Genomic DNA, 15121 nt, shown 5'->3' with positions numbered 1-15121 from the left:
CCGTGTTGTCCGACTTCACCCGGACCTTCACGTTGTAGTCCACCACGCGTTTGACGGGGACGAGAATCTTCATGTTGTCGCTCATGGATCAGATGGGGGCTGCAGAGGCTGCAGCCCAGAAATGGAAATGCCCTGGGCCTGCATCAGGTCCCAGGGCACGGCACCAGTGGGTCAGGGATTGACGTAGGTGGTCTTCACTGTGGTGAAGAACTCGGCGGCATAACGCCCTTGCTCACGCGGCCCATGGCTGGACCCCTTGCGGCCTCCGAAAGGCACGTGCGGATCGACACCGGCGGTGGGCGCATTGACCATCACCATGCCGGCCTGCAGCTCGCGCTTGAAGCGTGCAGCCTGTTTCAAGGACTGGGTCACCACACCGGCCGACAGGCCAAAGGGCGTGTCGTTGGCCACCCGCAAGGCTTCATCAGCGTCCTTGACACGGATGACGCTCGCGACCGGGCCAAAAATCTCCTCGCGGTTGAGGGTCATTGAAGGCGTGGTGTTGGTGAACAGGGCTGGTTGCAGGTAGAAGCCGGGCTGACCATTCCAGTCCTGACGTGCCTGGCCACCAAAGGCCAGCGTGGCGCCTTCGCGCAGGCCCAGATCGATGTAGCGCAGATCCTGCTCAAGCTGCGAGGCATCGACCACGGGCCCGATGACGGTGTCTGGCGCCCGGGCATCCCCCACCACCAGGCCTTGCATGGCCTGGGTCAGGCCGGCCACGAACTGGTCATGCACCGCGTCGGTGACAATCAGGCGCGAAGAGGCCGTGCACCGCTGGCCGGTTGAATAAAAGGCACCGTTGATGGCACAGGCGATGGCCTGATCGACGTCGGCGTCGTCCAGCACCACCAAGGGGTTCTTGCCGCCCATTTCAAGCTGGAATTTGGCCATGGGGCCGGGGCGCCCCACCGCGCTGAGCGCCACCTTGCGGCCAGTGGCCTCCGAGCCGGTGAAGGTGATGGCCTGCACCCTCGGATCCTCCAGCAAGACCTCGCCCAACTCACGGCCTTTGCCCATGACCAGGTTGAAGGTGCCCGGTGGCAGGCCCGCGCGGGTAATGATCTCGGTCAGTGCCCAGGCGCAGCCCGGCACCAATTCAGCGGGCTTGAACACCACGGCGTTGCCATAGGCCAGGGCCGGCGCGATCTTCCAGGCCGGAATGGCCAACGGAAAGTTCCAGGGCGTGATGACGGTCACCACGCCCACAGGTTCGCGGCAGATCTCCACGCTCATGTTGGGGCGTGTAGAACCGATCAGCTCACCCCCTATCCGCAAGGCTTCGCCCGCGAAGAACTTGAAGATATGGGCTGCGCGCAGCACCTCGCCCGAGGCGTCCGGCAAGGCCTTGCCTTCTTCACGCGCCAGCAGGTCGGCCAGCTCAGCCCGGCGCGCCAGCAACTCACTGCCGATGCGGTCGAGCGCCTCTGAGCGCTGCATGGGGGTCTGCGCGGCCCACAAAGGCTGGGCCGCGTGGGCGGCGGCAATCGCCGTACGGGCCTGGTCCTGGCTGGCACGGGCATACAGGCCGATGACATCCCGGGTATCCGAAGGATTCACATTGGGCGCGGCATCCTGGCCGGTCAGCCACTCGCCGGCGATGTAATTGGGTTTGATGGGGTCACTCATGGGGATACAGGCCCTTGGTCCGGGCAAAAAGGCGGGCGATGCCAAACAGGGCATCGACATGGGGGGTCTGAACCCCCAGCACTTGGGCCATGTCACGCACGGCCGCGACGATGGCATCCAGCTCCAAGGGCTTGCCGGATTCGACGTCTTGCAGCATGGAGGTCTTGAAAGCCCCGAGGCGGGCCGTCAGCGCATGCCGGTCCTCTGGGCTTTGATCAATCTCGCAACCGATCCGGGCCCCCACACCAGCCACCTCATCCATGGCCGCCGAGCAGAAGCTGCGCAGCAGCGGGTCTGCCAGGATCCGGTCCACCGTGGCGCCGGTGATGGCTGAGAGCGGGTTCATGGTCAGATTGCCCCAGAGCTTGAACCAGATGTCCCGGCGCACGTTGTCACTCACGCGGGCCTCAAAGCCGGCGTGTTGCAGCAACTGGGCCAGGGCGGCGGCCCGATCTGAGGCCGGATCTGGGGCCCCACCACCAGGTTCGCCAATGATCAGCTCATGACCCTTGATGTGCTTGACCAGGCCAGGTTCCAACACCGCACTGCTTGCATGGACCACGCAGCCCAAAACTTTTGAGAAGGGCAGGTTGTGGGCGATGACACCCCCCGGGTCGACACTGGGCAGCCCGGCTTCAAAGCCAGGCCAACCCTGGCAGAACCACCAGGGCACGCCGTTCATGGCCGGCAGGATCAGGGTGTCGGGCCCCAACAGCGGCTGCAGCGTGGCAGCGATGTCTTTCAGTGCGGGGCCCTTGACCGCGATGATCACCACATCCTGCGGGCCCAGGTCCTGGGCCCGGTCGCTGGCCTGGACCGGGGCGCGGATCACCGTGCCGTCTTCGCCCTGAAGGCGCCAGCCGTGCTCGCGCAAGGCCTGCAGCGTGGCGCCGCGCGCCAGGGCCGACACCGACACGCAGCCGGTCGCCGCCAGGCGCGCCCCGATCAGGCTGCCGATGGCACCGGCGCCCACGATGCACACCTTGTGCTCCTGGGGAGCTTCAAGGCGGCCCCCCGTCAACGCGGACAACTCAGGCATCGGCACTGAACCCGATCGATTTCACAATCGGTCCCCAGCGTTCCAGGTCGGCCTTCAAAGCGGCGGCCAACTCTTCCGGCGTGGAGGAACGTGTCTCCAGGCCCATGGCCGCAAAGCCGTCGATCACGTCTTTGGCGGCCAAGGCCTGGCGGATGGCCGCATTGGCGTTCTTGACCACCGCAGCGCTGGCCTTGCCCGGCAGGAAGAAGCCATGCCACTCACCATAGACCAGCGACTTGAAGCCCTGCTCGGCCAGCGTCGGCACCTGAGGGACGAACTTGCTTCTGGCCGCACCACTGGTGGCCAGGATGCGGAGCTTGCCGCCAGGCAGGTGCGGCAGGAACTCGCCCACCGGCGCCGACACCGCCGCGATCTGACCGCCCACGAGGTCCATGATGGCGGGCTGGGTGCCCCTGAAGCCCACGTGCCGCAGGTCGACGTTGCCCGCCCGGCCGATCAGCACGCCCACGAAGTGGGGCACCGAGCCCGGTGCCGGCGAGCCGAAGTTGGCCAGGTCCGGATTGGCCTTGCACCAGGCCAGAAACTCAGGGATGTTGGTGACCGACGCAGGCACCAGCGGGCCTACGGCCAGGCCCATGTCGACATAGACCCCCATGGACACGGGCGTCAGATCGGCGATCGGGTCGTACGGCAGCTTTTTGTAGGTATGCGGGTAGATGCCCAGCATGGACATCGGTGTGGCCAGCAGGGTGCTGCCATCCGGGGCCGCCGCCTTCAAGGCCGAGATGGCGATCTGCCCGCCCGCACCGGGGCGGTTATCGACAAAGACGGCCTTGGCGTAAGCACCGGTCAAGCGGTTGGCCACGCGGCGGGCCTCGGTGTCGATGGTGCCGCCCGGGGCAAAGCCCGCAAGGATCTTGGCACTGTCCAGGGCATCAGCCCTGGCGCCGAAAGGCAGCGCCGCGGCCGCCATGCCACAGGCGATCTGAGAGAGGATTTGACGACGGTTTTGCATTGTTGGAGTCTCCATTTGAGTTGGGTGAGGGGCTTGAGCCGGGCGTGATCAGGACTGTTTGGCCTTTCTGGCGTCACTGAGGTTCTGCTTGAAGCGTTCGGGAACACGCTCGTCAAAGCCCAGCGCCACGCGCCGGACTTCGGGGGTGTCGGTGGGCTGATGGCCCACACCCAGGGCACTCGCGCGAGGGGCGGCGATCTCCACCACCGTGCCGCTGACGCGGCCCAGACCGGTGATCTCACACTCGACGAAGTCGCCCGGGTCCACCGAACGCGAATGGCAGGGCGTGCCCATCAGGATCACGTCCCCCGCCACCAAGGTGATGTGGCGGGCCAGGTCGGCAATCACGTAGTGAGGGCCCCAGATGGTCTCGTCACCGATGTGCGCCTCTTGCACAACCAGGCCGTTGACGTAGGTGCGCAGGGTCTGCTGGAACAGGTCCACACCGCGGACAATCCCCGGGCCGATGGGCAAGAGCGTGTCAGCGCCCTTGACGCGCAACATCGAGCCCTGGTCGGTATCGCGGAAGTTCTGCAAGCCCATGTCGAGGGCCGGGCAGAAACCTTCGATGTAGTCCCAGGCCTCATCGGGCGTGACGTTGCGGCAGGTCTTGCCGATCACCACGGCGTACTCGCCTTCGTAATTCAGGTACTGGCAATCCGCCGGCTTGAGAATCTGGCCCCCATGCCCGTTGAGCGAGGTCGGAGGCTTGGTGAAGTAGGTCGGCGATTCGGTGGGCTTGGGCTTCTGGCGCGTCTCGTAGCTGCGCGAGCTGTAGGAGATGTGCACCGCAATGATCTTGCTCGGCTGCACCGGGGGGAGGTAGTTCAAGCCCTCGGTGTCCAGCAAGCGCCCGTCGTCCAGGCGCAGGCGGCCTGCGTCAGCGCCCTCCTCGACCACGGTGCCCCAGAAGGCGCTGCCGCCCAGCAATACACGCCGACGCTCAACCCTGGGGCCTTGCATCACGGCGGGCAATTGGTCGATTGGAAATTCGAAATCCATGGAATGTCTCCGTCTCTAGGTGATGGGCTTGAGGCTCAGGCCACGCTGGCGGCACCGGCAGGTGCAAACTCATTGAGGGCAGCGGACCCAGGTTGCGGCTGGGTGTTGAACCAGATGTGGATGTTTCCGGTGCCGCGTGCGTTCTCGTACGCGGACAAGGGCTCGCCCTTGGCCTGGCAGGAAGCACCGCCCATGGCCCCCAGCATCTGCAGGTAATGCGCGCCGAAGGCCTCCCAGGGCCTGCGGCGGTAGTCCTCATCCCAGCGGGCCACGATTTCGTCATGGCGACCCTCGCGCATCAGTTCGATGGCCGCCTTGTCGCTTTCAATGTTCTCGGGGCGCGAGACATTGCTTTCGTGGAAGATCCTGGGGTGATTGGGTCGCCAGTCGATGCCATTGAACTTGTGGCTCAGCGCGCCCGAGGCCAGCAGCACCACGCGCAGGTCGCTGCGGCGGATCGCCTCGCCAATGTCTTCACCCGATTGCAGGAACTGCGGCCATTCGCAGTTCTGGCACGAGCTGACCGTCAGCACCGGGGTCTGGGTCAGCTCCAGTTGCAGGTGCTTGACGAGGTTCAGCGTGGCATATTGCTTGCCGAGTTCCGGATGCTGCACGTTGCGCACATAGCCCTTGCGCTCACGCGAGACGACCTCGATCTGCACGGCCAGCTCTGGGCAGCCACGGTAGTCGTAAGGAACGCCGTGCAGGTACCAGGGCATTTCGTCGGAGATGTAGGTGCCCTTGAAATGGTCACCCCCATCCAGCAAGTGATAGCCGGTGGTGAACCAATGCGAATCGAAGATCAAGACCGCATCGGGCTTGACGCTGCGGATGCGCTCGCGCAGGCGAGCGTAGCCGGGGATCAGGTCCGAATCGGCGCCGGCACCTTGCAGCACGCGAAACTCTTCACACTGCATCAAGCCGGGGTGGTGGGAAACAAGGGCTGCGCCCAGAATTTGGCCCATGGAAAATACCTTTGAGGTTGTCGGGTGGAAGTCGGGGTGGAATTCAGGTCGAAGTGCGGCGCCGATCAGCGATGGCTGAAGCTGGCCTTGAAGGGTTTTTTGGGGACGACCACGTCCTTGACATCGCAGAAGAACTCGAAGCTCCAGTCGCCCCCTTCGCGCCCCACGCCCGAGCGCTTGATGCCCCCGAACGGCGCTGCCAGATCACGGATGCCGAAGCTGTTGACCCAGATGAAGCCGGTGCGCACCTGCTCGGCCACATCGATCGCGTGGGCCTGTTCGCCATAGCAGACGCCGCCCAGGCCATAGTCGGTTCCGTTGGCCATCGCTATGGCCTGCTCGTCGGTCTCGAAGGTCTGCAGGGTCAGCACCGGGCCAAACACCTCGTTCTGCACGATCTCATCGCTTTGGCGCAGGTCGGTCAGCATGGTGGGCTGGTAGTACTGGGCACCGAAGTCGTGCCGCGCACCGCCCCACAACAGGCGTGCGCCTTGGGCCACGGCGCGGTCCACAAAGGTCGACACCCGGTCCAGTTGACGCGGATGGATCAAGGGGCCCACCTCGGTGGCCTCTTCACGCGGGTCGCCGATGTTGAGCTTTTCGACATAGCCGCGCAGGGCCTCGACGTAGCGGTCCGCGACACGCTGATGCACCAGGAAGCGCGTGCCGGCCAGACAGACCTGCCCGGCATTGCGGTACATGAGCGCGCCCGTGGCGGCGGCGCTGTCGATGTCGGCATCTTCCAGCACGATGAAGGGGCTTTTGCCGCCCAGCTCCAGGCTGCAGGGCACCAGGTTGGCCCCGGCGGCCTGGGCGATCCACTTGGCCGTGGGCACCGAGCCCGTGAAGGAAATGCGCGCCAGCCGCGGGTCGCTGACCAGGCGGGCACCGGTGTTGGCGCCACTGCCTTGCACCAGGTTGAACACGCCAGGCGGCAGGCCGGCCGCGTGGGCCGCATCGGCCAGCAGCGAGCAAGTCAGAGGCGCCCACTCTGGCGGCTTGAGCACACAGGTGTTGCCCGACGCCAGGGCCGGCCCGAGCTTCCAGGTCGACAGCATCAGGGGTGCGTTCCAGGGCGTGATGATGGCCACCACGCCCGCCGGATCGTGGCGCACCCGATGGCTGGCCTGCTCCGTCTCCAGAGTGCGGTTCTGCAGTTCGAGCGCATGCTCGGCGAACCACCGGATGTTGAGCATGGCGCGTGGCACCACGCCATGGCGCATGCGCGAGAGCAAGACGCCGGCATCGTTGCTTTCCAGCTGGCACAGCTCGTCGGCGCGCTTGCCGATCTCTTCGGCAAAGCGGTCGAGATAAGGCTTGCGCCCCGCCGCACCCAGGGCCGCCCAGGCCGGAAACGCGTTCTGCGCGGCCACGATGGCTTGCTCCACATGCTCAGGCAAGCCCTCGGACACGTGTCCCAGCAAGCGCTGGTCAATGGGGCTGTGCAGTTCAAAGGTTTGGCTGGAAGCCACACGCAGGCCATTGATGTAATGGTCGGGTGACACCCGAATGCCTGCAACGTCCAGTGAAGGATGGCTCATGATGTTCTCCAAGAGGGTGTTTTCGCGAAGCGCTTGGGTGCGCGTGGATTTCAGGCCAGCAACTTGCCGGGATTCATCAAACCCAGGGGGTCCAGTGCCGCCTTGACGCGGCGCATCAACTGAAGCTCGACGGCGGACTTGTAGCGGGCGGATTCATCCCGGCGCAGCACGCCCAGGCCGTGTTCGGCAGAGATCGATCCGCCTCGGGCTGCCACAGCGTCATGAACCCGTTGGTTCATGGAAGACTCCAGCGCCCCGAAATCGGGGGCGGAGGCCCCCGCCACAGGCGAGAGGTTGTAGTGCAGGTTGCCATCACCGAGATGACCAAACACCACCATCCGAACCAGGGGGCTGCTGGCCAGGATGGCCGCACTGGTGGTCTCGATGAATTCGGCGATCCGGGAAGCCGGCAGAGAAATGTCGTGCTTGATCGTCTTGCCCTCGGCGCCCTGGGCCTCCGAGATGTTCTCGCGCAGGGCCCACAGGGCCTCGAACTGCGAGAGGTTGGACGACAGCGCGGCATCGGCGATCAGGTCTTGTTCAAAAGCCGATTCGAGCAGGGCCTCAAGATGGGCCGTGGCCTCGGCACCGCCCTGCTCACTCGACAGCTCCAGCAGCACATACCAGGGACTGCGTTCGCCCAAGGGGAAGCGGGTGCCAGGCACATGCTTCTCGACCAGCTGCAGGCAGGCATCACTCATCAGCTCGAAGGCGGTCAGGCCGGCCCCCAGGCGGGACTGGGCCAGCGCCAGCAGATCGACGGCTTGCGCCGGTGTGGCGACCGCCACGCAGGTGACCACCTGACTGGCAGGCTGGGGGAACAGCTTCAAAGTGGCCCCGGTGATGATGCCCAAGGTGCCTTCGCTGCCGATGTACAGATCCCGCAGGTCGTAGCCGGTGTTGTCCTTGCGCAGGCCACGCAGGCCGTTCCAGAGCTCACCTTCCGCGGTCACCACTTCCAGGCCCAGGCACAGCTCGCGGGCATTGCCGTAGCGCAGCACCTGAACACCGCCGGCATTGCTGGCCAGGTTGCCTCCGATGGTGCAGCTGCCTTCGGCCGCCAGGCTGAGGGGAAACAGCCGCCCTGCCGCCTTGGCGGCTTCCTGCAAGGCGAGCAGGGTCAGCCCGGCATCCACCGTGATGGTGTTGTTGCTGACGTCAATGTCACGGATCCGCTGCAAGCGGGCCAGCGAGAGCACAACAGAGCGACCCGACACATCGGGCGTCGATCCCCCCGAGAGGCCGGTGTTGCCGCCCTGGGGCACCACGGGAACGCGTCTTTCGCAACACCAGCGCATCACGCTCGCCACATCCTCAGGGGTGTCGGGTTGCACCACGGCCCACGCCGCCCCGGTCCACTTGCCACGCCAGTCGGTCAGAAAGGGGGCCATCTCTGCCGGCGCTGTGAGCAGACGGCCCGCAAACACCGCGCGCAAACTCTGGTGCATCTCAGTAGCCATGACGCGTCTCCGTGGGGCTGGCTTCGTCGCGGTAACGTTGCAACAAGGCGCGTGCGGCCTGGGACAGCAGCGTCGTGTCCACACCGATGGCGACGAACTGGGCGCCGACCTGGGCGTAGTGCCGGGCCAGGGCCTCGTCGGTGCACAGGATGCCCGCCGCCTTGCCATGCGAACGGATGGTTCGGATGGCCTGCTCGATCGCGGCCTTGACGGTGGGATGCGCCGGCTGGCCCAGCAGGCCCATCGAGGCCGACAGATCGGCCGGACCGATGAACACCCCGTCAACGCCCTCGACCTGGGCGATGGCATCGAGTTCACCCAGGGCCTCGGCAGTTTCAACCTGGACCAGCAGGCACACCCGCTCATTGGCTTCGTGCAGATAGTTCGGGTAGCGGCTCCAGCGCGAAGAGCGCGCCAGGCCGCTGCCCACGCCCCGGATCCCCTGCGGCGGGTAGCGCATGGCCTGGACCAGTCCGCGAGCGGCTTGCGCCGACTCGACCATGGGGATCAACAGCGTGCGGGCACCGATCTCCAGCACCTGCTTGATCAAGGCCGGGTCCCCGTGCGGAATGCGCACCACGGCTTCGGTTTCGTACGGAGCGGCAGCCTGCAAGGCCCCCAGCATGGAGCGCAGATCGTTGGGGCCATGCTCGCCATCGATCAGCATCCAGTCGTAACCCAGGCCGGCACACAGCTCGGTGGCGTAGGGATCTGCCAGACCGAGCCAGAGCCCGGCCAGTTGACGCCCTGCCTGCAGGGCATCCTTGAAGGTGTTGCGAGGGGTCTGACTCATGTGAACCTCACCGAAATGGAACCCAGGGTGCCGTAGTCGGCATGGAACACATCGCCTGCGGCGCAGGCCACGGGGCGGGTGAACGAGCCGCCCAGCACGATCTCGCCCGCAGCCAGGGATTGGCCATGGGGCGCCAGCTTGTTGGCCAGCCAGGCCACCCCGTTGGCCGGGTGGTTGAGGACGGCCGCGCCCAGGCCGGATTCTTCGATGACCCCGTTCTTGAACAGCAGGGCACCGGCCCAGCGCCAATCGACCTCATGGGGGCGCATGGGGCGTCCGCCCAGGATGATGCCGCCGTTGGCCGCGTTGTCGGCGATCGTGTCCAGCACCTTGCGGGGTGCCTTGGTATGGCGGTCGAACTGCTCGATGCGGGCATCGATCAGCTCCAGGGCGGGCACCACGTAGTCAGTGGCATTGAGCACGTCGAAGATCGTCACGCCGGGGCCCTGCAGGGGTTTGGCGAGAATGAAGGCGAACTCGACCTCCAGCCGGGGCAAGATAAAGCGCTCGGTGCGGATCTCCGATCCGTCGGGGATCAGCATGTCGTCGAGCAAGGTGCCGTAGTCCGGCTCGGTGATCTGCGAGGAGATCTGCATCGCCCGTGAGGTCAGGCCGATCTTGTGCCCGATCACCTGCCGACCCTGGGCCAGGCACAGCTTCATCCAGGCACTCTGGATGGCGTAGCTGTCCTCGATGTCCAGGGTCGGATGGAGGCGTGAAAACTGTTCTAGCTGGATGCGCGTGCGCTGGGCATCGTGCAGCTGCGCAGCTAGCGTTGCATGGAGTTCGGGGCTGAGGTTCACGTTGGCTGACCTGATCAAGAGATGAAAGCAGGGCGCGAGTATCCCGTTCGGATCTGCCGCGAACAAACGACAAATACTGAGCGATTCGTAAGTAAAAATGGTCAATCCGCCAGCGACAAAACGGATACAAAATGCCCCATGCCCTTGACCCGTTTCACGATCAGACAGTTCGAAGCCTTTGTGAGCGTGGCCGATGCCCGCAGCTTTGCCGGTGCCAGTGAGCTGATGGGCCTGTCCTCATCTGCCGTCAGCCAATTGATTGCCGAACTGGAGTCCACGCTCGGGTTCCGCGTGTTTGACCGCAGCACACGCCGGGTCGATCTGTCCAGTGCGGGCCGCGATTTCCTGGGCCCAGCGCGCACCGTGCTCAGGCACCTTCAGATGGCCGAGTCGACGGCTTCTGACGTGCGCAACCGGGCTTCGGGCGTGGTGCGCATCGGCGCGCCCATGGTGCTGGCCAGCGCCGTGCTACCCGCGGCCATCAAGGCCTTCTGTGAAACCCGACCCAAGGTGGTGATCCGCATTCGCGACACACCGGTGGATGAGTTGGTCGACAAGGTGGTCAGCGGTGACCTTGACCTGGCCGTGGGGCCGGACCGCAGTGGCATCGAGCACGTGGAATCGGTGCCGGTCTTCGACAGCCCCTGGGTGCTGTGGTGCGCGCCGAAACACCCGCTGGCCGAGCAAAGATCGCTCAGTTGGGTGGACCTGCGCAACGCCCACATCGTGGCCGCAGGACGCGACCACGAGCGCAGCGTTGCCCAGATGCACCTCAATGCACCCGAGGGCTCAAGAATCCTGCCCGTGGATGTGGTGGACAACATCTCGACCGCCCTGGGGATCGCGGCCCAGGGCCTGGCCGCCACCTTGGCGCCCGCCTACATTGCCGTCGTGGCCCGGCCACTGGGCCTGGTGATGCGACGCGTCAAGGAGCCGGAGGTGATCCGGCAGGTCTGCCTCTACCGCTCCACCGTCCGCGCGGCCCCTCCTGCAGCCGAGGCCTTCCACGAATTTCTCACACCGTGGCTTCAGCAGTGGCAGGCTCAATTGCAGAAGCGGGGCGCCAGGGCTCCACAGGCAAGCGTGCGATGACCTGCCCCGTGCCCGAGGCCACGAAATAAGGGGTCACCAAACTCATCGGCGACCGGTAATGGTCCCAGCCCAGTGCACCCAACAGCATGGCGGTGTCGTGCATCCAGCCTTCACCAGTACAGGCCTTGGCATAGCTGGGCAACATGGCGGTGAACTCGGCCCACCGACCGGTTTGCCACAACTCCAAGGCCCGCAGGTCGCACTGGCGATTGAACTCGTCGCTGATCTCATAGGGGCGATCCAGCACCTCGTGGTTGTCATGGATGCGGTGCGACAGGGACCCGCTGGCAATCATGGCCACCCGATTGCCCGAACGCTCTATGGCATCGCGGAATGCCGCGCCCACACGGCGGCTTTCATCGATGGTGGAGAACGCGCACCAGCCAGAGACCGAGATCACGCGAATTTTCGGGTCCAGTTGCATGAAGTGCAGCGGCACCAGCGTGCCGTACTCCAGGCCCAGGTGGGATTTTTGATGCGCGATTGTCTTCACGCCGGCCGCGCTGGCCGCCTGCGCCATGGCAAAGGCCAGCTCCGGTTGGCCCTCGTAGGCATAGGGCAGCTCGCTGAGCTGGGTCGGGAACTCGCTGCTGGTGAACACCCCCTCAAAGCGGGCGGCACCGTTGACGTGGTAGGCCGCATTGCTCAACCAATGGGTGTCCAGGATCACCACCGTGTCGGCCCCGGCCTCCATGATCTGCTGGCCCACCGACAGCAGCCCCTCGGTGGCGTCGCTGCGGCAGCCATGCAGCGGCCCCGGTTGCTCGGACAGGATCATCCGGGGAATGTGGGTGACCTTGGCGGCGTAGACAAGCTGGCTCATGTTCAATCTCCTGGTGGTTGATGCGTTGTGGATGCGTTGTTGCCTGCGCAGTTTGGGCGCGCAGGGCCGGTCTCAACAAGCGATCAAAACTGGGCGATTGCTCAGAATTCGCTGACAAATCAAGCGCAAAAGATTGGCCTGCATCAAAGCCAGGCGAGCAGATCCCGCATAGGGATGAACGCGCCCGAGCGAGCGCGTGAGACGGTGCCCGGGGCCTAAGCGCCCGCGGATGCGAGTTCCATGGCCCCAAGCGCCTGCGTGACCAGGCGCTCGGTCCCCAGGATGTGCTTGCGGAACAGGTCCAGCGCGGTGTCGATGTCGCGCGCCAGGACCGACGCCATGAGCTGCTGGTGTTCGGCGTGCTTGTGGCGGTCCACCACACGATGCAGGGCTGAAAAGCGACGGTAGCGCTCGGCGGCATCGAACAACTCGATCACCATCTGGCCAAGCAGCGGCGAACGACAGCCCGCATACAGCGCCAGATGAAAAGCACGGTGCCGGTCCGACCAATCGTTGTCCAACGCCAGCGGACCCGCGCCCATGCGCTGTTCAACCCTGCCCAGCGAGTGCGCCGCGGCCACGATGTCGGCCTCCCAGGCATCGTCACCCCGGTCCATGGACTCGCGCAGGGCCTCGCATTCGACCAACAGGCGAACACGCGTCAGGTCGGCAATCCCCTCAGCGCTGAGCGGCGCCACACGAAAACCGCGATTGTCGAATGCACGCACCAGGCCCTGCTCCGACAGCCGACTGAGGGCTTCGCGCACCGGGCTGCTGCTGACGTCGTAGCGCCGGCTCAGTTCATCCACGCGCAGGCGCTGGCCGGGCTCGAATTCACAACGCACGATGGCCTGACGCAGGCTGCGGTAAGCGCGTTCTGCCAAAGGCAGGTCGGTGATGGTGTCGGTGCTGTCCATGGTGAAGGGCCGGATGTCTGGACCAGATCATACGTTAGCCATATTTTTATGTTTCATGCGTAATGGTTTCTACCATGCTTAATTTTAGTTTTTATGCATAAAAATAATCACCATGCACAAACAACCGGAACCCATCGGGGTGCCGGACTCACCACCAAGGAGCCTTGAATGAAGTTGATCTCTTACCAACACGCCGGTCGCGAATCCTGGGGCGCTGTGGTCGATGGCCAGGTCATCGACCTGGCTGGCCCCAGCGGCGTGGCCACCCTGGCCGAATTCGTGGGCAGCCCGCGCTTTGCCGAACGCGATGCCCTTTTGGCCAGCGCAGGTGCGCCCGTGGCCGCCTACGACGCGGTGCAACTGCTGCCCGTGATCCCCAAGCCTGAAAAAATCATCTGCGCCGTGCGCAACTACATGGACCACCACCAGGAGGTGCTGGCCGCCGGCATGCAGCGCGAGCTCTCGGAAGAGCCGCCGATCTTCTTGCGCGTGTGGCGCTCGCAAACCCCGCACAACGGCCCCATCGTGCTGCCCCGCGTCTCCGAGACGCTGGACTGGGAAGGTGAACTGGCCGTGATCATCGGCCAGGGTGGCCGCGACATCCCCGAGAGCCAGGCCTTCGAACATGTGGCCGGTTACGCCTGCTACAACGACGGCAGCATCCGCGAGTGGCAGTTCCATGCCAAGCAGATCGCCTCGGGCAAGAACTTCGAATCGACTGGCGGCTTCGGCCCTTGGATGGTGACGGCCGACGAGATCGAACCCAACCGGCCGCTGAAGCTGGAGGTGCGTCTGAACGGCGAGGTACTGCAGTCCAGCCACACCGGGCACATGATCTTCAACATCCCCAAGCTCATCCACTACGCCTCGACCATCTTCACGTTGAGCCCGGGCGATGTGATCGCCACCGGCACCCCCGCCGGTGTGGGCTGGAGCCGCAAGCCGCAGCGCTTCATGAAGGCTGGGGATGTGTGCGAGGTCGAGATCGAAGGCATCGGCATTCTGCGCAACCCCATCGTGGCCCAGGCCTGATCCCCGCGGCAAGCCGGAAGCGGGCCGCCCCAGAAGCACCCGGTGGCCCCGCTCAAAAAAAGAAAACAAGGAGACAGCTCGCATGCAACGCAGACGCTTCATGAGTTGGGCGGCCCTGGCCACGGCCCTGCCTTCGGTCTGGGCGCAGGGCTACCCCGAGCGCCCCGTCAAGATCTACCAGGGCTTCGCCCCGGGCGGCAATGCCGACACCATCGCCCGCCTGATGGGGGCGGAGATGGGCAAAGGCCTGAACCAGCCCCTGGTGGTAGAGGCCCAGGCTGGCGCGGGCGGCAACATCGCCGCGGCCACGGTGGCGCGTGCCAAGCCAGACGGCTACACCTTGCTGCTGGCCACCGGCGGGCACGCCGTCGCGGGCGCGCTCTACCAGAAGCTGGCCTACCGATCGGTGGCGGATTTCGAGATGATCTCCACGATCACCTTCTTTCCCTTCCTGCTGGTGGTGCCGGCGGATTCCAAATACCGCAGTTTGAGCAACCTGCTGACCGATGCGCAGGCCCGGCCTGGCAGCGTGTCTTACGGCACGGCGGGCGTGGGCTCGACCCACCACCTGGCGGGCGAGTTGCTGGCCCGCACCGCGAAGGTGGAGATGCAGCACGTGCCCTACCGGGGCGATGCAGCCTCCATCACCGCGGTGCTGGCCGGTGAGATCCCGCTGGCGATCGCGCCGCCCACCGCGGTGATGTCGCACCTGAAAGCCGGCAAGCTGCGCGCGCTGGCCGTCACAAGCGCCCAGCGCTGGACCCTGATGCCCGAGCTGCCGACCGTGGCTGAACAGGGCGTCGCGGCCTACGAGGTCAGCTCATGGGCCGGCCTGATGGCCCCTGCCGGCACCCCGCGCCCACTGATCGAGCGCCTGAACACCGAGGTGCGCCAGGCCCTGCAACAAGCCCCCCTGAGGGCACGGCTGGCCGATATGGGCGGTGAGGCCCGCGCCAGCAGCCCCGAGGAAATGAAAACCCTGTTGGTCGGCGAACTCCAGCGCTGGACGCAGCTGGTGGCCGAAGCCAACATCCCCAAACAATGAAAGT

Annotated in this window: 14 protein-coding genes; 3 read left to right on the top strand and 11 right to left on the bottom strand. The window is 65.4% G+C overall.

The features are described from left to right. Window positions 1-171: 171 nt before the first annotated feature. The 9 genes from AC3WUT_RS29520 to hpaH all read right to left on the bottom strand — a co-directional run bounded on the left by AC3WUT_RS29520 (window position 172) and on the right by hpaH (window position 10208). Complete coding sequence (locus AC3WUT_RS29520) at window positions 172-1629, bottom strand: aldehyde dehydrogenase family protein (RefSeq protein WP_492350642.1); 1458 nt, start codon at window positions 1627-1629, stop codon at window positions 172-174. Then, window positions 1622-2668, bottom strand: a complete 1047-nt coding sequence (locus AC3WUT_RS29515; protein ID WP_492350641.1) for a 2-dehydropantoate 2-reductase — start codon at window positions 2666-2668, stop codon at window positions 1622-1624. The genes AC3WUT_RS29520 and AC3WUT_RS29515 overlap by 8 nt, the downstream gene beginning before the upstream one ends. Beyond that, window positions 2661-3644: a Bug family tripartite tricarboxylate transporter substrate binding protein gene (locus AC3WUT_RS29510; protein WP_492350640.1), complete on the bottom strand. Its 984-nt coding sequence runs from the start codon at window positions 3642-3644 to the stop codon at window positions 2661-2663. Before AC3WUT_RS29510 ends, AC3WUT_RS29515 begins: the two co-directional genes overlap by 8 nt. A 48-nt stretch (window positions 3645-3692) precedes the next feature. Next, on the bottom strand, window positions 3693-4646 hold the full coding sequence (locus AC3WUT_RS29505; protein WP_492350639.1) for a fumarylacetoacetate hydrolase family protein: 954 nt from the start codon (window positions 4644-4646) through the stop codon (window positions 3693-3695). Window positions 4647-4681: 35 nt separating this feature from the next. After that, window positions 4682-5611 carry a DODA-type extradiol aromatic ring-opening family dioxygenase gene (locus tag AC3WUT_RS29500; protein ID WP_492350638.1) on the bottom strand — a complete coding sequence of 310 codons (930 nt, stop codon included), beginning with the start codon at window positions 5609-5611 and terminating at the stop codon, window positions 4682-4684. A 65-nt stretch (window positions 5612-5676) separates the two neighbouring features. Then, on the bottom strand, window positions 5677-7152 hold the full coding sequence (locus AC3WUT_RS29495) for an aldehyde dehydrogenase (RefSeq protein WP_492350637.1): 1476 nt from the start codon (window positions 7150-7152) through the stop codon (window positions 5677-5679). A 50-nt stretch (window positions 7153-7202) separates the two neighbouring features. Continuing rightward, complete coding sequence (locus AC3WUT_RS29490; RefSeq protein ID WP_492350636.1) at window positions 7203-8612, bottom strand: FAD-binding oxidoreductase; 1410 nt, start codon at window positions 8610-8612, stop codon at window positions 7203-7205. Further along, on the bottom strand, window positions 8602-9405 hold the full coding sequence (gene hpaI, locus AC3WUT_RS29485; RefSeq protein WP_492350635.1) for a 4-hydroxy-2-oxoheptanedioate aldolase: 804 nt from the start codon (window positions 9403-9405) through the stop codon (window positions 8602-8604). Before hpaI ends, AC3WUT_RS29490 begins: the two co-directional genes overlap by 11 nt. Further along, the gene (hpaH, locus tag AC3WUT_RS29480) at window positions 9402-10208 is read right to left on the bottom strand and encodes a 2-oxo-hept-4-ene-1,7-dioate hydratase (protein WP_492350634.1); all 807 of its coding nucleotides are present in this window, start codon (window positions 10206-10208) and stop codon (window positions 9402-9404) included. The genes hpaI and hpaH overlap by 4 nt, the downstream gene beginning before the upstream one ends. A gap of 138 nt (window positions 10209-10346) precedes the next feature. On the opposite strand from hpaH, the gene AC3WUT_RS29475 reads away from it, so the two are divergent. After that, entirely contained in the window at window positions 10347-11300 is a 954-nt protein-coding gene (locus AC3WUT_RS29475; RefSeq protein WP_492350633.1) for a LysR family transcriptional regulator, read from the top strand. On the opposite strand, the gene hpaD is transcribed toward AC3WUT_RS29475, so the two are convergent. Beyond that, entirely contained in the window at window positions 11224-12123 is a 900-nt protein-coding gene (gene hpaD, locus AC3WUT_RS29470; RefSeq protein ID WP_492350632.1) for a 3,4-dihydroxyphenylacetate 2,3-dioxygenase, read from the bottom strand. The genes AC3WUT_RS29475 and hpaD overlap by 77 nt on opposite strands. A 215-nt stretch (window positions 12124-12338) precedes the next feature. Continuing rightward, on the bottom strand, window positions 12339-13040 hold the full coding sequence (locus AC3WUT_RS29465) for a GntR family transcriptional regulator (RefSeq protein WP_492350631.1): 702 nt from the start codon (window positions 13038-13040) through the stop codon (window positions 12339-12341). Between the two features lie 168 nt (window positions 13041-13208). On the opposite strand from AC3WUT_RS29465, the gene AC3WUT_RS29460 reads away from it, so the two are divergent. Next, a complete protein-coding gene (locus AC3WUT_RS29460; protein WP_492350630.1) occupies window positions 13209-14072 on the top strand; it encodes a fumarylacetoacetate hydrolase family protein in 864 nt (287 codons plus the stop codon). Window positions 14073-14154: 82 nt separating this feature from the next. Continuing rightward, the gene (locus tag AC3WUT_RS29455) at window positions 14155-15117 is read left to right on the top strand and encodes a tripartite tricarboxylate transporter substrate binding protein (protein WP_492350629.1); all 963 of its coding nucleotides are present in this window, start codon (window positions 14155-14157) and stop codon (window positions 15115-15117) included. The last annotated feature ends 4 nt before the right edge of the window (window positions 15118-15121 follow it).

The organism is Curvibacter sp. EU05-FHT14A10 (assembly GCF_058791075.1).
The sequence above is the reverse complement of the archived record's forward strand: the minus strand, read 5'-3'. Positions and strand labels throughout refer to the sequence as shown.